The sequence below is a fragment of the Sorangium sp. So ce375 genome, assembly GCF_051473855.1.
In the GTDB taxonomy this organism is placed as follows: domain Bacteria; phylum Myxococcota_A; class Polyangia; order Polyangiales; family Polyangiaceae; genus Sorangium.
The window spans coordinates 8662095-8684698 of sequence record NZ_CP150335.1 but is presented as its reverse complement, the minus strand read 5'-3'; the positions used below and the strand labels follow the sequence as shown (position 1 = coordinate 8684698).

The window sequence follows — 22604 nt, the reverse complement described above, 5'->3', positions numbered from 1 at the left end:
GCCGCCTGTGGGATGACGGCGTACCCCCACGGGAGGCGGGCGGCGGCCAACTTTTCTCCGCATCACGCGGCATATCACTGCGTCCAGCGCGAACGTGATAGAAGTCTCGAGCACCGGCATGGATCCCAGGATCTTGGAGATGCTCTTTATCGCCGTGAGCAACGGCGTGGCCCTCTTCATCGGCGCTTACCTGGCGCGGAGATCGGCAGATCTCAGCGGGGACCGGCGGGCCGAGCACGAGGAGAGAGCGGAGGTCCAGAGACAGCGGCGAGAAGCGCTCTTGGAGCGACTGGCGCTGCAGCGCCGCGCGCTCGAAGACTACGCGCGGATGGTCGTCCGGTGGTCGTCGGTGCCCGCGTCCGGAGGGCCGCGCACGAAGGAGGAGGACCTCGCGGCGGACCAGGAGTCGATCGCGATGTACGCGCAGATGGCCAACGCGTTCGGGAGTCGCCAGTTCGCCGAGCAGGCCGCCGCGACGCTGCACGCCGTGCGCGCCGGCCGGGGCAACGTCCAGGTGTTCCCGTTCGCCGTGCAGATCGCCTCCGCCTGCTACCAGGAGATGATCCGGGCGATCTCCGAGCTCGAGAAGGAGATCGGCCTGCCGGCGCCGCGGTCGCCCGCGCGGCCGTTCCTCCCGGACGAGGAGCTCGCGAAAGAGGCGACTCGGCTGTTCTCCAGGAACGTCGTGGAGCGCTCCGGGATCGACCTCGGCATGGTCGATCAGATCCTGGAGCGCGTCAGGGTGAACCCGTCGTCCGAGGAGACGGAGAGCCCCAGGTAGCGCTCACGCCTCCGGCTTCACTGGCTCCATCCCGCCCGGATGAGCGCGTAGAAGAGGAGGAGCCGAGGCACCCGGAACAGCACCATGGTGAGGAAATAGCGCGGCGGGACCCGGTACAGCCCCGACAGGTAGCACAGCATCGAGAAGGGGATCGGCGAGACGCTCCCGATCGCGATCGCCCAGTACCCGTAACGTTCGAAGAGCCGGTCTATCTTGGGTCGCGTCCGCTCGATGCGCGCCGCGAAGAGACGGAGCCGCGCGAGGCGGCTGGCGAGGCGGTAACCCGTGCAGCCGGCGAGGAGCGAGGCGGCCGAGATGGCGATCAGGGGCGCGATCTGCGAGCCTCCCGCGGTGATCGCGGTCAGCATGTAGAACTGCGGCGGGATCGGGAACGAGAACGCATCGGCGAGGTAGGTGCCGACGAACATCCCGGCGACGCCGAAGCGCTGCACGAACCCGCGGCCGAGCGCGTCGAGCTCATCGCGCGCGAGGTACGCCGCGAGCGCGATCACCCCGAAGAGCGCGGACAGGCTGAGCGCGAGCTGGACCAGCGTGCGCCACAGATCTCGGCGATCGCCGTGCGGGCGCGGCTCGCCCTGTCGAGGCGTCAGACCGCCTCCAGCCGGCGGCGCTGCAGCCGCTCGATGATCCGTCGGCTGCGGAGGGTGCTTTGAAATATCCGCGTCGCCTTCTCGAGGGCGTCGAGGAGCTCCTGCTCGGCGCCGTGCTTGTCGACATAGGCGAAAGGCCGGTACGCGTTGATGACCTCGAACGAGTCCTTCTCGTCCTGATAAGCCGAATAGAAGATCACGGGGACTTCCGGCTGCACCTTGCGGATCTGGTCACAGACCCAGAACCCCTCCTGTCCTGATATCCGCACATCGACGATCACCGCGCACGTGTCCTCGGTGAAGGCGGCGACCCCATCCACGGCCGAAGAGCACATGACGAGGCGATATCGCTTCGAGAGGAGCGCGCCGAGCGGCTGCCAGATGCTCCTGTCCTCGTCGACCACGAGCACGAGAGGACGCCGCGCGGACTCGGGCGTCTCACGATCGGGTCGCTCGGCTGGGTCGGCTTCGAGCAGGGTGTCGGATTCCTTGGAGGGCATTCGTCGTCGATCGTCGAGGGCGCGTCAGGAGGCGCCATGACGCAATGTACCACGCCGGGCGCATCGAGCCAGCGCGCGCCGTCGGCGCCGCGCTCGCTGCCGCGCCGAGCGCGGGGGAGGCGCGGAAGCGGAAGCGTTGGCTCAAGCCGACGCTGACGTGATGCCGGTGCGCGCGCACGCCGTCGAGCGGTGGGCGGCGGCCTGGGATTCGTCTATGCTCTGCGCGGAGGCGTGGCCTCATGGTGAGGCGCGCTGGCCTTCTGCGAAGCGCTGCTACCGTGCCGGGTCGCGCGCTCGCCTTCTTCTCGTGCGCAGACGCGGGCTGCCGGTCGGCAGCGGGTCGCTCGCCGGGGAGAGTCGCCGTTCCACAACCGAGGTGAGCTGCCCATGAAGAACGCAGAACTCCGAACGATCCCCCTCGTCATCGCCGCCGCTCTCGGCCTCTTCGCCGCCGGGTGCAAAGACGAAGAGATCCTGAACGCGTGCAGTGAGCTCTGCAAGCACCGCATCCTCTGCGCGGAGGAGAACAAGGTTCCGCCGCCGAGCAAGACCAGCTGTGAGACGGCGTGCCTCGGCATCGAGGGGAATGACCTCATCGAGCGGACCGAGGCGTGCGTTAACGAGGCGTCCTGCGATTTCGTCGCGTGCGCGGACCCTTGAGCGCAGCGCCCGAGGCCGCGCGTGAGGCGGGGGCGCCCCGCCTCGCGGACGGACGGATGGCCGGGTGAGATACCGCGCGATCAGGGCTCCACGTCGCACTCGGGCGCGTCGCGGAGCTGGCCCGAGGCGTGCGGTCCGTCGAAGTGCAGCAGCTCGAGATCGACGAGATCGAGGCGCGCGAGCGTCAGATCCAGCGGGCCGACCGACACGCCGGCCACCGCCTCGGCGTAGGCGCGCACGCCGCCGTCGATCCGCGCGCCGTACGAGCAGTAGGGCGGCGCGGTCTCCGCCGTGACGCGCGCGTACGCCTCGAGTCCGACGTTCGGGCCGACGATGCCGTACAGGCGCGCCCGGAGCTCCGCGCCGGCGCTCACCTTGCCGGAGGCCGTGATCTGGCCAGGCGCCCCGATGGAGGCGGAGCCCGAGGCCGAGCCGGAGGGCTCCCAGATCGTGCTCCACTTGCCGTTCCTGTAGTCGACCCCGGCCTCGATCTCGGCGGTCGCCTGCGCCTCGGCCTCCACCTCCGCGGCCGTGAAGGACAGCCCCAGATCCGCCTTCGCTCGCGGCACGACGTCCGTGGTGACGACGACGGGGACGGGGCCCACCCAGAAGGTCAGCGTCGGCAGAGGCACGCTCAGGGCGCCTCCGGCGAGCTCCAGGAGATCGACCGCGCAGCTCCCCGTGACCGTGCCGGCGCCGTGGAGCCTGGCGCTCACGTCGAGCTGACCCGACGCGACGAGGCGGAGCTGCTTCAGCTCTGGCACCGGGTTGAGCTTGCCCCTCGGGCCGATGTGGACCTCGAGGTCGAGCGCCGGCGAGAGCTCGGCGGTGACGTCGAGCGCCGCCGTCCCGTGCGCGGTGACCCCGCACGACGCCGGGAGAGAGGCCGAGGAGAGGTCGAGGAGCTTCATGGAGGCGCCGGACGCGATCTTCAGGGCCTCCGCCGCGCTCGCGATCTGCTCGCCGTCCTCCGCGCCGAGCTCGCGGGCGCGCGCGAGGTGATCGTCGATGGCGCGCGCGTATTCGCGCGCGTCGTAGTGGACGTGGAAATGCCCCTCGGTGATGAACTCCGTCAGCGGAGCGGGCGTCGTCTCGAGCGCCACCCGCGTCGCGTCGAGCGCGCGCACGCTGACGACGCGCGCCAGGTATCCGCCTCCCTGCGTGCCGCCGAGCACGTCGCCCGCGGCGAAGGGCGGCATGCTGCCGTCGTGCGTGATGACGAGCTCGTGGTCCTCGAGCACCGCGGCGACGAACCCCGGCTCCTTCTCGGGCACGCGAGCGCGCTCCGAGAGCGTGAGCGGGCGGACGACATCGACGGCGCCGGGGGCCGGCAACTCGGTAGGATCCGCCGCGTCGCTCGACTCGACGGCACACGCGGCGAGCTGAGGTGCGCTGAACGCGACGAAAGCGGCGGAGATGAGGCGCGTCGTCAGCGCGCGGCTGCCAGGGAGAGTGGTTTTCATGCGCGCCGACGCTACGCGTGGTTTGTGGCGAATTGGTTACAAAAATGAGACTAGATGTCTCCGGCAGAATGGGTAACTGCCCACCGTGGTGGGTAGATATCCATGAATCGATATTTCCGAGGCGCGCGAAAGATGCTTATCGAAGCGGCGATTCGTGAAGCCGTGCGAGCGCGCTCATGCATGGAGCGCGAGAGCGCTCGTTGTGACGTGCGAGCGCGCTCATGGATGGCCTCGGGCGCGTCGAGCCTCGGACCGGGGCGTTCAGGAGGAGTCCTGCGTGTGGAGGTGCGCGACACGACGCGGTTCATCACTCATCGCCGCGGCAACAGCGCAGGACCGTCATTGCGGGTCGCAACGGTGCTCGCCGCCTTGCCCCGCCGCCCGCCCCCGGGCAGGCTTCGCCCATGGGCCAGCCCGCCGGGAAGCAGCGCCGCGCGACGTACGCCGATCTCGAAGCCGTCCCGCCGAACAAGGTGGCGGAGCTCGTCCGCGGCACCCTGCACGTCTTCCCCCGGCCGGCGCCGCGACACGCCAACGCCGAGGGAGCCCTGCAAGGCGAGCTGTTCGGCCCATTCCACCGCGGTCGCGGCGGCCCGGGCGGGTGGTGGATCCTCCCCGAGCCCGAGCTGCACTTCGCCGACCCGGACGCGCCGGGCGAGATCGACGCGATCGTGCCCGACCTCGCCGGCTGGCGCCGGGAGCGCATGCCCGAGCTACCCGAGACGGCGTACTTCGCCCTCGCCCCGGACTGGATCTGCGAGGTGCTGAGCCCGTCGACCGAGGACGTCGACCGCGACGAGAAGATGCCGATCTACGCGCGCGAGGGCGTGCGGAATGCGTGGCTCGTCGATCCGATCGCGCGGACGCTCGAGGTGTACGTGCTCGATGCGGATCGCCGTTGGGGGCCCGCGGTGATCCACCGCGACGCCGCTCGCGTTCGCGTCGAGCCCTTCGGCGCCATCGAGCTCGATCTCTCAGCCCTCTGGGCGAGGTAGCCGGCCGCCCTCGCCAGCCGTCGATGAGCGCCCCGGCAGGCCGTCGATCTGGGCTTGCTCTCGCCGCCTTGCCGCGCCACCTGCCCCCGGGCAGGCTTTGCCCATGGGCCAGCCCGCCGAGAGGCAGCGCCGCGCGACGTATGCCGATCTCGAAGCCGTCCCGCCGAACAAGGTGGCGGAGCTCGTCCGCGGCACCCTGCACGTGTTCCCCCGGCCAGCGCCGCGACATGCACGAGCCGCGTCCAGGCTCGGAGGGAAGCTGTCCGGCCCCTTCGACCTGGGCGAAGGCGGGCCCGGCGGCTGGACCATCTTGGTCGAACCTGAGCTGCACTTCCCCGACCCGGATGCGCCTGGTGAGATCGACGCGCTCGTGCCCGACCTCGCCGGCTGGCGGATAGAACGCATGCCCGAGCTTCCCGAGACGGCGTACTTCGCCCTCGCCCCGGACTGGATCTGCGAGGTGCTGAGCCCGTCGACCGAGGACGTCGACCGCGACGAGAAGATGCCGATCTACGCGCGCGAGGGCGTGCGGCACGCGTGGCTGGTCGACCCCCTGAAGCGGACGTTGGAGGTCTTCTCGCTCGTCTCGGGCCGGAGCTGGGGGCCCGCGCTGATCCACCGCGACGACGCGCGTGTTCGTGTCGAGCCCTTCGAGGCCATCGAGCTCGATCTCTCGGTCCTCTGGGCGAGGTAGCCGACCGCCGCGTCGACACGGGCGCTTCGACCGCTCCGCCGGCGAACACCGCCCCCTGCATCCAGGTGGCCTTCTCGCATGATCCACCCGCCCCAGGACGCCAAAGGACCGGGGTTGGATCCACCGCCGGACCCAAGCCCCCCCGGCTTCGTCCACCTCGCCAGCCCTCGGGTCGCCGCTTTCGCCAACGATTTCGGGCTGTTCTACCTGGGGTGAGTAACGGGATTCGAACCCGCGACAACTGGAGCCACAATCCAGTGCTCTACCAACTGAGCTATACCCACCGTTCTTCGCGGCCCGCGGGCTGCGAAGGCCTGGCAGAATACTCAGCTTCGCGCGGAGTGCAATCAGGTAAACGCAAGGCGCGTCGGTCTTTGTACCCCCGCTTCCCCCGCTTCCTCCGCCGTGGTCCCTCCTGGGAAGAAGGAGGCGCCGGCCACCTCCGGCAGGCAGAGGGATCCGCCGGGGCCTCGCCGGGCAGGGGCCCGCCCGGCGGCCCCCGCCCTGGCCCCGTTCGCACCTCGGCCTCGGTCCTCGGTTCCTCCGCGGTTCCGTTCCTCCGCGGTTCCCCAGGCGCGCGCCGCCGGTCGACCCTCGCTCAGAGCGTCGTCCACCGGCGCAGCGCGGCCCGGCGGGCCCGGTCCAGGTCCGCGCGATGGCGCGTCGAGATCGGCGCGCGCTGCGCGGGCTGCGCCGGCGGCACGGACGCTCCGGCCGGCTCCTCCGCTGCCTCGCAGCCGGAGGCCGCGAGCAGCGCCGCCGCGAGCGAGCTCTCGAGCGCGGCCAGGTCGTAGCCGCCCTCCAGGAAGATGGCGAGCCGCCCCCCCGCCTTCGCGGTCGCCATCGCCGCGAGCCGGCGGGCCATCCACGCATACCCCGCGCGCGACAGCTTCATCGCCGCGAGGGGATCGCGCTCGTGCGCGTCGAACCCCGCCGAGACAAGGATCAGCTCGGGCGCATACTCGTCGAGCACCGGGAGGAGGAGCTCGTCGAAGGCAGCCTCGTAGACCGCATCCGTCGCGCCGTCGGACAGCGGCACGTTCACCGTGTAGCCGGCGCCGTCGCCCACGCCGAGCTCGTCCGCCGCGCCGGTGCCAGGATAGAACGGCCACTGGTGCAGCGAGCAGAACAGCACGCGCGGATCGTCCCAGAAGATGTCCTGCGTGCCGTTGCCGTGGTGCACGTCGAAGTCGATCACCGCCACGCGCGAGAGCCCGCTGCTCAGCGCCGCCCGCGCAGCCACGGCGACGTTGTTCAGGATGCAGAAGCCCATGCCGGCGTCGCGCGTGGCGTGGTGACCGGGCGGGCGGAGCAGCGCGACGCCGAGCCGGCCGGGGCCGGCGAGCACCGCATCGACAAGCGCCACCGCGCCGCCGGCGCCGCGCTTCGCCGCGTCGACCGAGCACGGGGCCAGGTACGTGTCGGGGTCGAGCGCCGCGTAGTGGCCGCTCAGCCGGCGCAGCGACTCCAGGTACCGCGGGGCGTGCGCTCGAGCGAGCTCTTCGTCCGTGGCGTCGCGCGGCGCCACGCGCTCCAGCGCGAGGCCAGCCGCAGCGCAGCGCTCGATGGCGCGGCGGGCCGCTTCGAGGCGCTCGGGGCGCTCGGGGTGCGGACCTCGCGCGCGATGTTGCTCGAACAGCGCGTCGTCGACGACGTACAGGCGCGGGACTTCGGAGTGCGGCTGATTCAAGTGCACCATGAGCGGGGTGGAGAGTTGTAGCAGCGCCGCAGCGGATGGTAGCTTGCCCTGAGCCCCGGAAAAAAGGAGTGGAGACGCAGGATGCGCGGAAAGATCATCGCAGTCTTCGCCGTGGTTGTCCTCATGGTCGGAGGGCTCTTCTACGCCCTAACGCGCGCCTCCCTCGCGGAGATCGGGCGCCCCGGCGAGGCGCCGCGCGCGCTCGCGGCCGCCATGGCTCAGCTCCAGGTGGACGGCCTCGTGCTGGAGCGGTGGCTCGACTCCCACGCCAGCGACCCGAAGCTGCGCGAGCCGTTCAACGCGGGCACCGCCCCGGCCCGCGCCGAGGCGGCCACCAGCGCCGCCAACGCGATCCGGGAGGCGGTCGCGGCCTCGCCCGAGCTCGCCAGGACCCCGCCCTCCCTCGTGGTCCTTGTGGACACGAAGGGCGTCGTGCTCGGACGGAACGCCTCGGCGCTCATGCGCGGGGACAACCTCGGCGCGGTCTACCCGTCGCTGAAGCTCGCCATCGAGCAGGGGGTGACCGGCTCGGACGTGTGGGTCAGCAGGGCGCGCAACGAGCAGCTGCTCGCGTCCTACGCGCCCATCCGCAGCGACGCCGGGCAGATCATCGGCGCCGTCGCGGTGGGCACCGCGCTCAACGACGAGCGGCTGACCAACGCGAGCGAGCGCACGAGCGGGCGCCTCCTCGTCGTCGCGATGCAGTCGGGCGACGGGCTCGACGTCGTGGCGAAATCGCGCGACGCGCCCCCGCAGCTGGTCGCGGCGCTCACGGCGTCGCCGGCGAAAGACGGCGCCCTGAAGGCGCTGCGCTCCGGGCAGATGGTCGACGTCGGCGGGCTGTCCGGTGAGTACAGCGCCGTCGGGCACGCGCTCGACGGGTACGGAGACGGGCGGCGGGCGGTGCTCCTCAGCATCGCGCAGCTCCGGACGCCGGGGCTCGCGAGCGCGCTGCTCTGGCCGCTGCTCGGCGTCACCGCGCTCGGGCTCGTGCTCGTCGTGATCGCCGCCTATTTCCTGGACGCGTACATCTCGCAGCCGGTCTCCGAGATCGAGGACGGCCTGCTCGCGATCATGAACGGCCGGACCGACCTCCGGTTCGAGATCGAGCACGCCGAGCTCGGCGGGCTCGTGTTCCGCCTGAACTCGCTCCTGAACCAGCTGTTCGGCGTGCAGGAGGACGAGACCGACGCCGAGGGGCGCCCGTCGCGCGCGCCGACGTCGGCGTCGTTCCGGGACGCCCTCGAGGTCGACGAGCGGATGGCCGCGCTGTCGGCAGGCGAGATCCCGGCCGACGCCAAGGCGCTCCTCGAGGAGCCGGAGGACGCTTACTACGCGCGCATCTTCGCCGAGTACATCGCCGCGAAGAAGTCGCTCGGCGATCCGGTGGACCACATCGCCCGCGACGCGTTCGTCGCCCGCCTCAAGGCGAGCGAGCAGGAGCTCGGGCGGAAGCACGGCAAGCCGATGCGTTACAAGATCGAGGTCCGCGGCAAGGAGGTCGTGCTCCTCGCCGTGCCGCTCGCCTGACGCGCGCGGCGCGGGCCCGGGGACCGAGGGGGCGTGGCGCCCCCCGCGGCGCCCCCCTCGTCGAGGCGCGCCGCGCCGCGCCGCTCAGTGCAGCACGGCGTCGGAGCCTTCGTGCAGCTCGACGCGCCCCGACGACGGCTCGCGGCGGAGCGCGATCACGTCGGAGAGCTCGCAGCCGAGCGCGATCGCGGGCGACGAGGTCGTGACGATCCACTGCACGTTGGGCAGCGCGGCGCGCAGGCGCGCGGCGAGCGATCGCTGGCGGTGCACCGGCTGCTGCACCTCGATGTCGTCGATCAGCACGACCCCCTCGGCGAGGCGCGGATCGCCGCTCGGGTGCGCGGACGCGAGCGCGCGGAGCGCCAGCGCGCCGAAGGCGACGGTGTGCCGCGCGCTCCGCCCGAGATCGTCGAAGTCGACGCGCTGGCCGTCCGCGCGCTCGAAGATCGGCTCGAGCCGGAGCGGATCGACGCCCGCGTACGCCACGCCGTGGCCCTCGAGCAGCGCCCCGAGCACCTCCTTGAGCGCGCGATCGAGCGCGCCGAGCCGCTCCGCCTGGGCGCCCGGCCGAGCGTCCGGCGGCACGTTCGACGGCGCCTCCGGCCCGCTCTGCGAGCGGTCGCGCGCGAGCGCCGCCGCGATCGGGATGAACGAGAGCACCTGCTTCGTCTCGCGGGCGAGGTCGGTGCGCGTGGCGTCGTCGAAGCTCGCGGCCGCGCGCACGTCGTAGCGGAGGACGCTGCGCTCGGGCGTCGTCAGCACGATCGAGGTGCGGGAGAACCAGCGCGCGCCCGAGAGCGCGACGAGGACGAACCCCCCTTCGGCCGCGCGCCGCTCGAACAGCGACTGCTCCCTCCGCCGCAGGAGCGCCGCGTCCTCGGGCTCGTCGAGGCGCGCGCTCGGGCTTGTGACCCGCAGCGGGTGCGCGCGCGCCGGGTCGTCCGTGCCGAGCAGCCAGTCGGTGACCACGAGCGGCTGCGCGCCGTCGTCTCCGCGCGGCCTCGGCTGCGCGACCGCGTACCCTGGCCGGGTCGAGGCGATCGCCGACAGGATCGAGGTCTTGCCCACGCCGTCGCCGCCGAACAGGACCACGAGCCGGCGCGGCGCGCCGGCGGCGTCCTCGAGCGAGAGCGAGAGGTCCTCGAACGGGCCGACATGGGCGAGGCGGACGCGGGAGAGCAGCACCGCCCGCGAAGCTACCACCGCGCAGCGCGCGCGGTACGCCGCGCTGCCGTGGGCGCCGCGCCGCGCCGCCCACGGCAGCGCGGCGGCGCGGCGAGCGCGCGGATCGACGACGCGCCGTGGCATGCCTGGCGCGCGCGAGGGCTCCCGCGCTGCCGGTGGCGCGCGGGGGCGCGGCAGCCTAGATTTGTCGTCCGGGGTCGTCACCGTGCTGCGCAAGCTGCCTCCGCCGGATTTCCGCTACGTGTGGCTCCGCCCGGAGCCCGGCTCGACCGGGGCGCTCGCCGCGGCCGGGACCGCGGGGCTCGCGGGCGCCTCCGCGGCCATCTGGAGCGCCGGGAGCTACGCGCTCTCGCTGGGGCTCATCGCGATGGGGAGCGCGCTCGGCTTGCTGGCGCTGGCCCGCGCCGAGCCCCGCCCCCCGATCCAGCGCGGCGCGCGCGAGGTGACGATGGCCGTCGTGCCGTGGGGCATCGTCGTCGATCCGGACACGGAGCCGCGGGTGCTGCGGTGGCCCGCCATCACGCGGGTGAGCGTCGACGTGTCGCACACGATGCGCGGCGGGACGCCGGCCATCGTGTCGAGCCTCGTGACCGTCCACGCCGCGCACGAGGTGCTGGCAGGCCGCGCCGCGGGCGCGGTGGACCTGGAGCGGCTCCTCGCCAACCTCGAGGGGTATGCGCAGGAGGCGTCGCGGCCCGTCGCCGCCGACATCGAGGGGCTGACGGCGCTCGGCGACGGCGTGACCGAGCCGATCGCCGCGGCGCTGCTGCAAGCGGCGGACGGCATCTGCGCGACGAGCCGCGGCGACGCGCAGCTCGCGCTGCCGGGGGGCGGCTACCGCACGGCGGCGGCGCGCGCGGCGGCGCCCGAGACGATCGCGGCGCTGCGCTCGGCGCTGTCGTGGAGCCACGACTGCCCCGCCGACCCGCGGCCGCTCGCGGCCGTCCTCGCGGGCGCGCTCGGGGCGGCGGAGCTCGTGCCCGAGCTGCTGGGGCTCGCGAGCTCGCCGCACCCGGTGGTCGCCGCGTTCGGCAAGGCCGCGGCGCTCCGTCTGGGTGCGCCGCCGAACCGCGCTGGCTCGCTCGACGAGATCGCGGTCTTCCTGTTCGAGGAGGACGTGGAGATCGGAAAGCAGTGGATCGCTTCGGCCCCGACACTTTGTTTGCGACCTGGTACCCAAGCTTGCTAGCTAGAGGGGTCGGCAGCGCGCGCGCTGCAGTTCGAGCGGCCTGCGCGCGGAGGCCGCCGTCCTGCGTCGCTCCGTCCTCGCGGCGCGCTGCCGGCGGATCGTCCAACGCGCCGGGTCGGCTATGAAACGGGCTCCGTCGCCACCGAAGCCGTCTTTGCGGGGAGCGCGCCGCGGGCTCGCCGCCGCGTGTGCGCTCGGCCTCTCGCTCGCCGCGTGCGCGGAGCACCACGCGGCCGGGCCGCCGCCGTCGCAGAGCACCGCGCGCGCGCCGGCGGTCGCGCCGCCTGCGGCGGATGGCCTCGCGCCGCCTGCGGCGGATGCCCTCGCGTCGCTCGCGCCCGTGGTGGACGGCGCGTGGGTCGAGTCGGTGCGGCTCGAGCGCTGGGCCGAGGCGGCGGAGCGGCTCGACGCCCTGCCCATGGAGCAGCGCGCGCTGCCCTCGATGAAGTACGCGCGGGCGCGCGTCGCGCTCGAGCTCGGCCATCACGGCAAGGTGGTGGAGCTGCTCCACGGCCTGGAGCAGGAGCTGCCGCTGCTCGCCCGCGAGGTGGCGCGCTACCGCGCGGAGGCGGCGTTCGTGGCGGGGCCGTTCCTCGTGGCGGCGGCGTACTTCGAGGGCACGGGCAGCGCGCCCGGCCTCGCGCGCGCCGCGCTCGCCTACCTGAAGGGCGGCGATCTCAAGCGGGCCCGCGCGCTCGCGGATCGGGCCGTGGCGGCGGCGCAGCGCGCGCGCAGATCGCGCGACGAGGCCGCGGCGCGGATGGCGCGGGCGCGCGTCCAGCTCGGCGTGCGCGACGCCGCCGAGCGCCCGGGGGAGAAGGCCGCCGCGGCGGCCCTCGCGCACGCCGACCTCCGGTGGATCGTGAAGAGCGCGCCGTCGTCGCCCGACGGGCGCGAGGCCGCGGCGCTCCTCGCCGCGGTCCCGGGGCAGCTCTCGCAGGCGGAGCGGCTCCAGAAGGTCGACGCCATGGTCGCCGGGGGCAGCGCGACGGAGGCGATCGCCGAGCTCGACAAGATGTCGGGCGTCCCGGCATCGGAGCTCCACCACCGCAGGGCCACGGCGCTCTACCAGGCGCGCGACTACGAGGCCGCGGCCGCGGCGTTCCTCAAGGTCGCCGCCTCGCCGTCGGCGCGCCAGGCGGAGCAGCTGCACCTCGCCGCGCGCTCGCTCTCGCGGCTCCGGCGCGAGGCGGAGGCGATCGAGCGGCACCTCGCGGTCGCGCGCAAGTTCCAGAAGACCCGGTGGGGCGAGCTCTCGAGCCTGCTCGCCGCCCGGCTCCTCATGCAGGTCGGGCGCTACGGGGAGGCGGTCGCGCAGTACGGCCGGTTCATCGGCGCGTATCCGCGGAGCGATCGGCGTGACGACGCGCTCTACGAGCGGGCGCTCGCGACGCTGTCGACGGGCAGCGCCGCGCACGCGCGTCGGCCGCTGGAGCAGCTCGCGCGCGACGCGGGCCCGGCCGACGCGGCGCGGCTGCGCGAGCTCGCGGGGCTCGCGGCGCTGCGCGGCGGCGATCGTGACGGCGCGGTGCGGCTCTGGACGCAGGTGATGCGGGAGCAGCCGCTCTCGTGGGGCGCGCTGCTCTCGCGCTCGCGCCTCTCGGCGGTGGGCGCGCCCGTGCCGCCGCTGCTCGTCCCGGCGTCGCCCGGGGGCGCTCGGCCCGCGGAGGTGAAGCTGCCGCCGGCCGCGGCGCTGCTCGCGTCGATGGGGCTCGACGGCGACGCGGAGAGCTACCTCGCCGAGAACGAGCGCGAGGCGACGGCGGCCTACGCGGGGCAGGAGAGCGAGGCGCTCTGCCGGATGTACGGCATGCTCTCGCCCGCGAAGCGCCGCTACCGCGTGGGCTCGCAGGCCGTCTCCGCCGCGGCGCTCCGGCGCGCGCCCTCGCAGGCCGAACGCTGGGCGTGGGAGTGCGTCTATCCGGAGCCGTACGTCGGCGAGGTGCGCGCGCTCGAGGCGCAGCACGGGCTGCCGAGGGGCCTCGTTCACGCGCTGATGCGCCAGGAGAGCGCGTTCGATCCCGTCGTGGTGAGCCCCGCGAGCGCGGTCGGGCTGATGCAGCTCATGCCGTCGACGGCCCAGAAGGCGGCCAGCGAGCTCTCGCTCGGCTTCGACCTCGATCAGCTCAAGAGCGCGCCGCTCAACCTGCGCCTCGGCGGCTTCTACATCGGCAAGCTGCTCCGGACGTTCGAGGGCAGCCTGCCGCTCGCGACGGCGGCGTACAACGCCGGGCCGAAGGCCGTCTCGCACTGGCTCGAGGGCGGCATCGATCGGGACACCGACGTGTGGGTGGCGCGGATCCCCTACGACGAGACGCGCACCTACGTGGGTCGCGTCCTCGCGAACCTGGCGCGGTATCAGTGGCTGGCCGGCGGGGACGCGGCCGTGGAGATGCTCCCGCTCACGCTCCCCGCGGACGCGCGCGCCCCCGCGGACGCGTACTGAGGGCGGTCGCCGCCGCGCCGGCGCAAGAGTTCCTCCTGCGTTGAAATTGCGCTGCACGCTTGAACTCGCCGGCGGGTGCCATCACCGTGATGGGGTGGCAGGGACCGCTGGAAGAGACGGCGTGTTCAAGCGGTGTGGGGTCCTCATCCAGCCCTACGCGGACGTTCGATCCATCGGCCGGCTGCTCTCCTCGGCGCTCGCCTGGCTCCTCGTCGTCTTCTCCGTCGCGTCGCTCGTGGAGCCGATCGCGGGCCCGCTCGTGGCGGCCCTCATGGTGCCCTTCGCGCTGCTCGGATCGTTGCTCGCGCTGCTCTGCCTGGCGTGCCTGCTCTACACGCCGATCGCGTGGCTCTGGGCCGCGGTGGGCTCGTCCGGCGCGGCGATCGTCCGGGTGAGCAACGCGCTGTGGATCGAGCGCCCTGGCGATCGGCGGTCGTTCCCGCTCCTCTCGCTCACGCGCGCGCGCCTCTCGAGCTCCGGCGGCGAGGTCGCCTTGAAGACCGACGACGGCGATGTCATCCGGGTGCGCGTCGACGATCCGGGCGACGCGGAGCGGCTGCTCGGCGCGATCGCCGCCGGGCGAGCGCGGGGCACGTGGAGCGCGCGGCTCTATGACGACGCGCCGTCGCTGCCCCGGCGCCGCCTGTTCGTCGGGGTCGCGGCGCTCATGTCGTTGATCTGCTGGTCGGTGCTCGATTTCGACGTGGCGCTCTCGCTCGGCGTCGTCACGGGCGCCTCGGCGTGGGTGCTCGCGGCGCTGCTCCGGGAAGGCTCCGCGCGCCGCGTGCTCGTGGCGGGCAGCGACGGGCTCTCGCTCCGGGCTGACACCGGAGAGCGCTTCATCTCCTTCGGATCCATCGAGCGGGTCGAGGAGACCGCGCTCGGCGTGGAGCTCGCGCTCTCGGGGGGCGAGGAGATCTCGCTCACCCTCGTACCGCCGCAGCTGCTGCGCGATCCCAGCGAGACGGGGCTCAGCATGGAGCTCGCGGAGCGGCGCCGCGAGCACCTGCTGGCGCTGCTTCGGGAGCGGTGCGGGCGCGGCGCTCACGAGGCGGGGCGCGCGGTGGCGCTCCTCGGGCGCCGCGGCCTGCCCGCGTCTGCCTGGCGGGCGGCGCTGCGCCGCCTCGTGGGCGAGGCCGGCGCCGACTACCGGACGGCGAAGCTCACGCGGGAGCAGGCGTTCACGGTGCTCGAGGACGGCGGCGCGCCGGCCGAGCTCCGCATCGGGGCCGCGCTCGCGCTCGCCGGCTCGCGAGACGGCCAGACCGAGGAGCGGCTGCGGATCGCGGCCGAGGGGTGCGCGAACCGCGACGTGCGGCTCGCCCTGGAGCAGGCGGCCGAGGGAGACGTCGACGACTGGATGCTCGAGCAGGCGCTCTCGTCCTCGGCGGTGCAGGCAGCGCCTGCGCCGCGATCCCCGGCCCGGGCGGCGTGAGGCCGCTCGCGGCGCCGCGGCGGCCTCTGCGCCGCGGCGGCCTCTGCGCTGTGCGGGGCTTTTCGATTCTTCTCGCCCTCCGGCCTCCCGGTTCTCATTACTCTCCGTAGAGGACGCGCGGCTCCTCTGGTCGGTGTCCAGCCGAGCTGCCGAGGGCGCCTCCTGCGCGCCCGTGATCCTCCGAGGTAGACCCGATGGAAGGCCCGCTCCAGGATCCCTACGCTTCGGTCGCAGTTCACGCGCCGCGCCCCCGCGCGCAGGCGGGCCGCGCCTTGAGGATCGCGCTGCTAGCCGTGGCGCTCTTCGCGTCGGTCGGGGTCGGCGCGCTCGTGGTGGCGCCGCGCCTCGGCGCGCCCGCGCCGTCGAGCGTCATCGTCGCGCGGCCGTCGCCTGCGCTCCTCATCGCGATCCGCGACCTGTCGCGGCTCGAGACCACGGAGGTGCACGTCGAGAAGGTCGTGGATCTCGCCGACCGGCAGAGCCGCCTGTTCGGCCTGGTGCAGGCCACCGACGCCCTCCTGCTCGTCGCGGTCGGTCACGTCACGATCGGCGTCGATCTCGCGCGGATCGGCGAGGGCGACATCGCGATGGATCCGGAGACCGGGGTCGCGCGGCTCACGCTGCCGGCGCCCGAGGTCTTCTCGACCCGGCTCGATGACGACGAGACGTACGTGTACACGCGGGCGACGAGCCTGCTCGCGCGGCGCAACGAGCAGCTCGAGGCGCGGGCCCGGAAGGAGGCGACGGCCGCGATCGAGAAGGCCGCGCTCGAGGGGAACGTGATGGTGCGCGCGAAGGCGCAGGCCGAGCGGCAGATCACGGCGCTCGCGACGCAGCTCGGCGCGAAGCGGGTGGAGATCCGCTGGCGCGAGGTCGGCGGCGGCGGGGGCTGACGCGGGGCGGGCGCTCAGGGGGGTGGCCCGCGCGCCGGCAGGAGGGCGTGGCGACGAGCTGCCGGGCCTCGTCACCGCCCCAGCGCGGCCCGCCCGCCACGCCGGTACGCCTCCGCCAGCCGCTTCAGCTGCCCGAGGTCGATCCGGTGCTCCTCGGCGATCTCCCGGGTCCCTCGCTCCCCGATCAGCACATGGCCGATCGCCGCCTCGAGCGTCTCGAGATCGCAAGGCAGCTCCTCCGCCACCGGCGCCGGCGGCGCGACGGCGGCGCTCGACACCGCCCTCGCCGCGTCCCGGGCCAGCGGCAGCCGCGCCGCCGGATCCCCGAGCAGCACGTAGCCCGCCAGATCCTGCCGCAGCATCCACAGGTGCACGAGCCGCGCTGGCTCCCGCGCGTACGCCCCGAGCTGCGCCTCGCGATCGTACAGGCTCGTCAGCTCCACGTTCGTCTGCTGAAACGCCCGGGTGAGCTCGCGGAACGCGACGCCGGCGCGGTCGCCGCGGAGCAGCGCGCGCAGCACCGAGAGGAACCTGGCAGGCCGGGTGATCGGCGCCTTGCCCGCGTCTCGCTCCTCGAAGCTGTAGGTCCACGCGAGATCGATGTGCCCCAGGAAGGCGAGCGGCCCGTCCGGGTTGGCGAGCGCTGCCCGGGGCAGCGCGGCGATGAAGGGCGCCCCGCGCGGGAGCGCCTTGAGCACCGCCGCGGCCTGGCCATAGAACTGCCCCACCTGGCGGAGCTGCTCCAGCCAGTGTCGGTACGCGCTCGTGTCCGGCGTGCCGCCGCCGTAACACGAGAACATGAACCACACCCCACCGGGCAGGAACGGCCGCGCGGCGACGTCGGAGGCGGTGAGCCGCCCCTCCTTGCCGAGGACCATCGCGCCCTGAAGCTCCCGCTGCTCGGCGGCGCTCCGCCAGCCCTCGGTCGGGACGCCCGCGCCGTGGCTCATGGTGAAGAGCACGCCGAGCTCGCGCCGCGACGCCGCCTCGAGCAACGCGGAGGGCGAAGGGTCGGAAGGGGCGCCGAGCTCCAGGATCTCGCGCGCCGGGAACTGCCCGGCGCGCTGCCGCCTCCTGGCGAGATCGAGCCCCGGCGCGACAAGCGCCTTGTGCCCGAGCGCCGTGGCGGGCGTGCCGTCGTGCACCGTGTAGAAGAGCGACCGCGCCTCGGCGGCCGCGGCGGGCTCGCGCTCCGCGCGGAGGAGCTTGTCGATGTAGGCCTCGTAGCCGCGCTCGTCGGCGAAGGCGAGGCGCCCGACGTAGCCGTCCGCGCCCTGCACCTGCTGGACCGCGAGCGGCACCTGATCGAGATCGCCGAGGATGAGCTGATAACGCGGGAGCTCGAGCGCGAGATCGGCGCCCGTGTCGAAGACGTCCTTGCGGAACCGGCAGGCGCCCGCCATGTCGAGCTTCGGCGGCGACCGGAAGATCTTGATCTCGTGGCCTCCCTGGTTCTCCCGGCGCGCCTCGAGGAGCGGCCGCGCGATCTCGAGGAGGCGGTCGCCGGCGCTGCCCTCGGGCGCGATGACACCCCAGCGCTGGGCGGCGAGATCGTTCGGATCGCCGCCCTCGTCCCAGAGGTACTCGGGGCCGGGGCGCTCCTCGGCCGGCGGCGGCGCGTCCGACGCGCCGCCGGACAGGCCGCCGGAGAGCACGGGCTCGCCGGTGTCGGCGTGGGAGAGGAGCAGGTGGAGGCCGCTCGATGCGCTCATCGCTCCGATTGTCGGCGCCGGGCGGCTCCCGCTCAAGGCTTCGCGGGGCCGCCGGCCTTTCGGCACGCCTCGTAGGCCTGCCTGGCCGTGGCCTCGTCCTCGCCGAGGTGGCTCTCCCGGATCTCCGCCGGGATGCAGTTGCGGCGCTCCTCGTCGACGAGCGACGCGAGGGGCTTTGGGTCCGTGATCCACTCCATGCTCCACCTGACCCCGTTGCTGCCCAGGACGATGAGCTCCTTCTGGTCCTGGCTGAACATCGCCCGCGACGCCTGCGCCACCTCGCCTTGCACGTCGAAATCGCAGCGGTGCCGCGGGCTCACGGTGCACAGGCGCACGGCCCCCGTATCGGACACGGCGGCGACGAACCGGCCCGATGCATCGAAGCTCAACGACACCACGGGGCCGTCGTGCTCGAGGTGCAACCCCGCCGGCTCCCTCATGTCGCCGGTCCACACCCAGGTCGCCGCCTCCGTGCCGACGATGATCCCGTCGCCCGCGGGCGAGAAGGCGGCGCTCGTGACGGGCCGCGCGTGATGGAGCACCGCGCGGCGAGCCCCCGGCGCGTCGGTGCTCCACACCTCGGCGATGGTCCCGCTCGCCGTGAGGACGCGCCGGCCGTCGGCGCTCCACGTGACGTACTGGATCCCGCCCACCTCCGAGCGGAGGGTGATCTCCGGCGCGCTGGGCGTGTCCAGGTTCCATAGCTCGGCCGTCGCGCCGGAGGCGAGGGCGACGCGCCGGCTGTCGGGGCTCCACGCGGCGAAGGCGATCCGGCCGCTCCGCGCCTCGAGCGTGGCGAGCGGCTCAGCGGCGCCGTCGAGGGTCCAGATCGCGGCCTTCGTGCCGGACGCCAGCAGCAGCCGGCGGCCGCTCCCGTCGAAGGCCGCGGCGGCGAGCTCGCCGTCGGCCCGCACGTGCGCGGGCAGCGCCGATCGATTCTCCCACGCCTCGAGCGTTCCATCGGCGGATGCGGTGAGGGCGCGCGCGCCGTCGGGGCTCCAGGTCACGAGCCGGCGCCGGCCGGCGCCCCCCTGCGCGGTGGGTTGCGGGAAGATGGGCCGGCTCATCCCGTCGATCGTCCAGAGCGCGGCGGAGCGATCCCAGGCGCCGGTGGCGAGCTGCAGCGTGATCTCCGCGCCGCGAGCGCGGCCCTCCACGACATCGAGGGAGCTCACGTCGGCCGTGTGGTGCCGGAGGACGTCGATGCGGGATCCATCATCGGCGCTCCAGATGCGGGCGGTGTTGTCGTCGGCGGCGGTGAAGACAAAGGCATCGCCGCCCCACGCGGCGGCGTTCACGGACGCGAGGTGGCCGGAGAGCACGAGCGGGTCGCCGGCGCCGTCCGCCGGGAAAATGCGGGCCTGGTGGTCCGCGCAGGCGGTGACGATCCTCGTGCCCCTCGCGTCGAAGCGCGCGTCGTTCACCGGCGCCGGGTGCTCCAGGGCGATCGGGGCGCTGCCCCCGTCGATCCACGCGACGCGCGCGGAGTGATCCAGCGACGCGCTCACAAGGCGCCGATCATCGCTGCTGAAGCCCACCGAGGAGACGGCGTCGTCGTGGTCGAGGAGCACCTCACGGGCAATGAGCTGGGCCGCGTCGCCCGCCTTCCACAGCGTCACGGATCCGTCGTGTGAGCCCACCGCGAGCAGCGCGCCGTCATGGCTCCACGCCACCGACGCCACGGCGCCCCCGCCGGGGGACGCCTCGGAGAGGAGCTCGCCCTGGGGGGCGCCGACGCTCCAGATCCTGACGACGCCGTCCTCGGCCCCGGTGGCGAGGTGGTCGCCCTTCGGGCCCCACGCGACGGCGTGGACGCGGGAGCCGTGCACGAGGGTGGCCAGCGTCGACCCGTCGCGGCCGAAGACGCGCGCCTTGCCGTCGCGGGACGCCGTCGCGACGCGCTCCCCGTCGGGGCTCCACGCGACGCGCTCGACGAAGCCCTCGTGGTCGTCGAGCGCGACGTCGGGCGCATAGTAGAGCGGCAGCTGCTGCGCGAGGTTCCTCCACTGGGGCTCGCCGCGCGCCTCCTCGTCCGTCAAGTGCAGCGCCCTGGCCGCCCAGAGGTAATGGCGGGCGGCGTAGAGCGCCGTGGCCGCCGCGATGTGCTTCGCGTTCTCGGCCTTGTGCTGGCTCCTCTCGGCCTTCTCGCGGGCGTTCAGCGCGGCGGCGCCCAGGACCAGGGCTACCGCCGCGGCGGCCAGCGCGGCGACGGCGATCCGGCGCAGCCGCCGGCGCTCGTCCTCGTCCCGCTTCTGCCTCGCCGCGGCCTCCTCCCGCTCGGCCTCCTCGCTCGCGGCGATCATCGCCGCCGCGTCCGCGCTCAGCGTGTCCTCCTGCTGGTCCCGGACCTGCCGGGCGTAGCCGAGCTGCGCGCCGCGGAGCACCGCGCCGTGCCCCTTGAAATCCACCGACCAGCGCTCGATCTTCGCGATCTCCGAGAGCCTCGCGCGGTCCTCGGCGAGCCACGCGCCGAGCGTCTTCCAGCGCCGGATCAGCGCCTCATGGGCCACCTCGACGACGACCTCGCCGCCCTCCTCGCCGCGGGTGAGCAGGCGCGCGTCCACGAAGCGGCGCAGCACCTCCTCGCATCGGGCGCGGAGCTCGGGATCCGCCGGCAGGAGCCGCGCGACCGGCACCCGCTGCCGCGTGTCGCCGGCGCCGCTCTCGCCGACCCCGACGAGGCGCGGGAGCAGGCGCCGCGCGGCCTCGCGCTGCGCCTCGTCGAGCCCTGCCAGCACCTGGTCGGCCATGCGCTCGAGCGCGCCGAACACGCCGCCGAGCTCCTCGTAGCGCTCCGTGGAGAGGGTGCGCCCCGCGCGCCGCTGCCAGAGCAGGTCGAGCGTGTACTCGAGGAGCGCCAGCGCTCCCGGCTCGACGCCCACGTCGGCGATCATCCGCGCCGCGAGCCCCGGGTCGAGCGCGAGCCCCACGCGCCGGGCCGGCTCCTCCACGGCCTCGCGCATCTGCGCGGGCTTCATCTGCGCCACGAACACCCGGTGGTCCTCGTCGTAGGCCACGGCGTCGAGGCGCAGGCCGGCCTCCGCGTCGAGCGACAGCTCGCCGCACTGCCCGAGGAAGTCCACGCGCAGCGTGGCGATGACGGAGGGCCCGCCCGGCTCGCTCGCGAGCGCCCAGAGGCGCCTGACATACGCCTGCCTCGCCGCCGGGTCGGCGGTGTGGGTGAAGATCTCCTCGAGCTGATCGATCACCAACAAGAGCGGCAGCTCGGGCCGCAGGCGCCGCGCGAGCGCGGCCTCGAGCGCCGCGGCGGGCTCGGACCCGGGGCGGGTGACGACGACCTCCCAGCCGCCCTCCGCGGCCGCGAGCGCCGCCGCCTCGCGCGCCAGCGTCTGCAGGGCCTGCTGCACCGCGCCGCTCCGGCGCTTGTCGCCGAGGAGCTGGGAGAGCCGGCCCACTGTGCGCTGCAGGGCCTCGATCTCGTCGCCCCGCGCCGGCTCGTGATCGCCGGGCGCGCGCGCGACGAGCGCGGGGATCACGCCGGCGAGGACCACCGAGGACTTCCCCGTGCCCGAGGCGCCCGCCACGACGAGCAGCCGCGGCTTCCCGCCCTCGCGCAGCGCCGCGAGGTCGCTCAGCGCCTCGTCGCGCTCGGCCTGGCGGCCGAAGAAGAAGCGGCTGTGGGCCGCGTGGAAGGCGAGGAGGCCGCGGTACGGCCGGACGGCGATCGGCCGGGTGTCGTCGCCGTCCTCGGGGCGCGCGTGCAGCGTGAGCGCCGCCCAGTCGAGGCTCTGCGGGTCGCGCGCGAGGCGGCGCCGGCCCGCGAGGAAGGCCTGCTCGACCGAGGCGGGCTCGGCGAGGAGCGCTTCGTAAAAGGTCTGGGCGAAGCGGCTGGACCCCTCGGCCGAGAGCGGGAAGCGCGAGGCGATGACGGCCTGGACGCCGGCCTGGTGGAGGTTCTGGGCGACGCTGCCCAGGTGATTGCCGATCCGACCGGCGTTGCCGCTGTCGCACGCGGAGAGCACCACGAGGCGGATCCTCCCCGCGTGAGGCGCGAGGATCTGCCGGAGGCGGGCCGCGTCCACGAGGGCGCGGTCGCCGCTGCCGTCGTCGGCGTCCCAGCACAGGCCGTAGGAGGACCCGGCCTCGCCGCCGTGGCAGAGCAGGTGCAGGACGGTGACGAGCTGGCCGGATCGCGGCGCGTCGTCGAGCGCGCTCGCGAGCCGGTCGAGCGAGAGGCCGTCGATGACGTCGCGCGAGGGGTCGAAGGCGTGATCGCCGCGGGCGCAGGCGCCGCCGATGGCGTCGAGGTGCGGCTTGAGCGGGATGCCGCCGGCGGCGGCCGACCAGCCGACGAGGATGCGGCCGCCCTCGGGCAGGGGCGAGGGCTCCTCGGGGCGGGTGCGGCTGTCGGGCCAGGCGTAGCGGAGGAGCACGTCGGGCAGCTCGCCGAGGTGCTGGCCTGTCGATTTGAGGGTGAGCAGCTCCCAGGGCAGGCCATAGAGCTCGGCCGCGCTGGCGCGCAGGGTGATGCACACGGGCTCGCCGCGCTCGCTGGCGGCGGCGATGGCGGCCTCGTGCTTGGCCCAGCCAGCCGGCGCGAGGAACCTGCGGAGCCGGTTGCCGAGGCGCTGCACCACCGCGGGATCGCGGCCGGGGCGGCGGACGGCGTCGAGGTCGGCGTGGAGCTCGCGGCTCCAGTCGAGCGTCGCGGTCTCGGCGCCGCCGCCCTCGGTGCGGAGGACGTAGTCGGTGGCCCCCTCCGGCTGGAGGAAGGCCTCGTCGGGGCGCTCGGTGCGGGACAGCTCGAGGGTGAGGCGCATGCGCGGGGCCCCTGGCGAGCGCGGGCGCGG

At 74.1% G+C, this 22604-nt stretch carries 16 protein-coding genes and 1 tRNA gene; 9 read left to right on the top strand and 8 right to left on the bottom strand.

Annotation, left to right across the window (positions count from 1 at the left end):
- Positions 1-139: 139 nt before the first annotated feature.
- Positions 140-781, top strand: a complete 642-nt coding sequence (locus WME90_RS32245; RefSeq protein ID WP_437283683.1) for a hypothetical protein — start codon at positions 140-142, stop codon at positions 779-781.
- 17 nt (positions 782-798) lie between these two features.
- On the opposite strand, the gene WME90_RS32240 is transcribed toward WME90_RS32245, so the two are convergent.
- A complete protein-coding gene (locus WME90_RS32240; protein ID WP_437275875.1) occupies positions 799-1293 on the bottom strand; it encodes a YqaA family protein in 495 nt (164 codons plus the stop codon).
- A 95-nt stretch (positions 1294-1388) separates the two neighbouring features.
- Positions 1389-1892 (bottom strand): response regulator, encoded by a 504-nt coding sequence (locus tag WME90_RS32235; protein WP_437275874.1) that lies wholly within the window; start codon positions 1890-1892, stop codon positions 1389-1391.
- A 387-nt stretch (positions 1893-2279) separates the two neighbouring features.
- On the opposite strand from WME90_RS32235, the gene WME90_RS32230 reads away from it, so the two are divergent.
- Positions 2280-2552 carry a hypothetical protein gene (locus tag WME90_RS32230; protein WP_437275873.1) on the top strand — a complete coding sequence of 91 codons (273 nt, stop codon included), beginning with the start codon at positions 2280-2282 and terminating at the stop codon, positions 2550-2552.
- 80 nt (positions 2553-2632) lie between these two features.
- Here WME90_RS32230 and WME90_RS32225 read toward each other — a convergent pair whose 3' ends face one another.
- Complete coding sequence (locus WME90_RS32225; RefSeq protein ID WP_437275872.1) at positions 2633-4015, bottom strand: hypothetical protein; 1383 nt, start codon at positions 4013-4015, stop codon at positions 2633-2635.
- 404 nt (positions 4016-4419) lie between these two features.
- Here WME90_RS32225 and WME90_RS32220 point away from each other — a divergent pair, with 404 nt between their 5' ends.
- Both WME90_RS32220 and WME90_RS32215 read left to right on the top strand, forming a co-directional pair.
- The gene (locus tag WME90_RS32220; RefSeq protein ID WP_437275871.1) at positions 4420-5010 is read left to right on the top strand and encodes a Uma2 family endonuclease; all 591 of its coding nucleotides are present in this window, start codon (positions 4420-4422) and stop codon (positions 5008-5010) included.
- Positions 5011-5113: 103 nt separating this feature from the next.
- A complete protein-coding gene (locus WME90_RS32215) occupies positions 5114-5704 on the top strand; it encodes a Uma2 family endonuclease (RefSeq protein ID WP_437275870.1) in 591 nt (196 codons plus the stop codon).
- A gap of 208 nt (positions 5705-5912) precedes the next feature.
- Here the strand turns inward: WME90_RS32215 and WME90_RS32210 are convergent.
- Positions 5913-5988, bottom strand: a tRNA-His gene (locus WME90_RS32210).
- Between the two features lie 314 nt (positions 5989-6302).
- Complete coding sequence (locus tag WME90_RS32205) at positions 6303-7403, bottom strand: histone deacetylase family protein (RefSeq protein WP_437275869.1); 1101 nt, start codon at positions 7401-7403, stop codon at positions 6303-6305.
- Positions 7404-7484: 81 nt separating this feature from the next.
- Between WME90_RS32205 and WME90_RS32200 the strand changes: the two genes are divergently transcribed.
- Positions 7485-8933, top strand: a complete 1449-nt coding sequence (locus WME90_RS32200) for an MXAN_5187 C-terminal domain-containing protein (protein ID WP_437275868.1) — start codon at positions 7485-7487, stop codon at positions 8931-8933.
- Between the two features lie 84 nt (positions 8934-9017).
- Here WME90_RS32200 and WME90_RS32195 read toward each other — a convergent pair whose 3' ends face one another.
- Positions 9018-10241, bottom strand: coding sequence for a hypothetical protein (locus WME90_RS32195; RefSeq protein WP_437275867.1), 1224 nt, complete (start codon positions 10239-10241; stop codon positions 9018-9020).
- A 61-nt stretch (positions 10242-10302) separates the two neighbouring features.
- Between WME90_RS32195 and WME90_RS32190 the strand changes: the two genes are divergently transcribed.
- The 4 genes from WME90_RS32190 (at position 10303) to WME90_RS32175 (ending at position 16081) form a co-directional block, all read left to right on the top strand.
- Positions 10303-11307: a hypothetical protein gene (locus WME90_RS32190; protein ID WP_437275866.1), complete on the top strand. Its 1005-nt coding sequence runs from the start codon at positions 10303-10305 to the stop codon at positions 11305-11307.
- Positions 11308-11461: 154 nt separating this feature from the next.
- A complete protein-coding gene (locus WME90_RS32185; RefSeq protein ID WP_437275865.1) occupies positions 11462-13753 on the top strand; it encodes a transglycosylase SLT domain-containing protein in 2292 nt (763 codons plus the stop codon).
- A 121-nt stretch (positions 13754-13874) separates the two neighbouring features.
- Positions 13875-15188, top strand: a complete 1314-nt coding sequence (locus WME90_RS32180) for a hypothetical protein (protein ID WP_437275864.1) — start codon at positions 13875-13877, stop codon at positions 15186-15188.
- Between the two features lie 194 nt (positions 15189-15382).
- On the top strand, positions 15383-16081 hold the full coding sequence (locus WME90_RS32175; RefSeq protein ID WP_437275863.1) for a DUF4230 domain-containing protein: 699 nt from the start codon (positions 15383-15385) through the stop codon (positions 16079-16081).
- Between the two features lie 71 nt (positions 16082-16152).
- Here the strand turns inward: WME90_RS32175 and WME90_RS32170 are convergent, their stop codons facing one another.
- Complete coding sequence (locus WME90_RS32170) at positions 16153-17793, bottom strand: hypothetical protein (protein WP_437275862.1); 1641 nt, start codon at positions 17791-17793, stop codon at positions 16153-16155.
- 32 nt (positions 17794-17825) lie between these two features.
- Positions 17826-22574, bottom strand: coding sequence for an nSTAND1 domain-containing NTPase (locus tag WME90_RS32165; RefSeq protein ID WP_437275861.1), 4749 nt, complete (start codon positions 22572-22574; stop codon positions 17826-17828).
- Between the last annotated feature and the right edge of the window lie 30 nt (positions 22575-22604).

What these genes read in the sequence shown, in the direction of transcription:
- WME90_RS32245 (WP_437283683.1), top strand. Translation starts at nt 140, where the DNA reads ATGCTCTTTATCGCCGTGAGCAACGGCGTGGCCCTCTTCATCGGCGCT.
- WME90_RS32220 (WP_437275871.1), top strand. Translation starts at nt 4,420, where the DNA reads ATGGGCCAGCCCGCCGGGAAGCAGCGCCGCGCGACGTACGCCGATCTC.
- WME90_RS32170 (WP_437275862.1), bottom strand. Translation starts at nt 17,793, where the DNA reads ATGAGCGCATCGAGCGGCCTCCACCTGCTCCTCTCCCACGCCGACACC.
- WME90_RS32230 (WP_437275873.1), top strand. Translation starts at nt 2,280, where the DNA reads ATGAAGAACGCAGAACTCCGAACGATCCCCCTCGTCATCGCCGCCGCT.
- WME90_RS32175 (WP_437275863.1), top strand. Translation starts at nt 15,383, where the DNA reads ATGGAAGGCCCGCTCCAGGATCCCTACGCTTCGGTCGCAGTTCACGCG.
- WME90_RS32225 (WP_437275872.1), bottom strand. Translation starts at nt 4,015, where the DNA reads ATGAAAACCACTCTCCCTGGCAGCCGCGCGCTGACGACGCGCCTCATC.
- WME90_RS32200 (WP_437275868.1), top strand. Translation starts at nt 7,485, where the DNA reads ATGCGCGGAAAGATCATCGCAGTCTTCGCCGTGGTTGTCCTCATGGTC.
- WME90_RS32215 (WP_437275870.1), top strand. Translation starts at nt 5,114, where the DNA reads ATGGGCCAGCCCGCCGAGAGGCAGCGCCGCGCGACGTATGCCGATCTC.
- WME90_RS32205 (WP_437275869.1), bottom strand. Translation starts at nt 7,403, where the DNA reads ATGGTGCACTTGAATCAGCCGCACTCCGAAGTCCCGCGCCTGTACGTC.
- WME90_RS32165 (WP_437275861.1), bottom strand. Translation starts at nt 22,574, where the DNA reads ATGCGCCTCACCCTCGAGCTGTCCCGCACCGAGCGCCCCGACGAGGCC.
- WME90_RS32235 (WP_437275874.1), bottom strand. Translation starts at nt 1,892, where the DNA reads ATGCCCTCCAAGGAATCCGACACCCTGCTCGAAGCCGACCCAGCCGAG.
- WME90_RS32195 (WP_437275867.1), bottom strand. Translation starts at nt 10,241, where the DNA reads ATGCCACGGCGCGTCGTCGATCCGCGCGCTCGCCGCGCCGCCGCGCTG.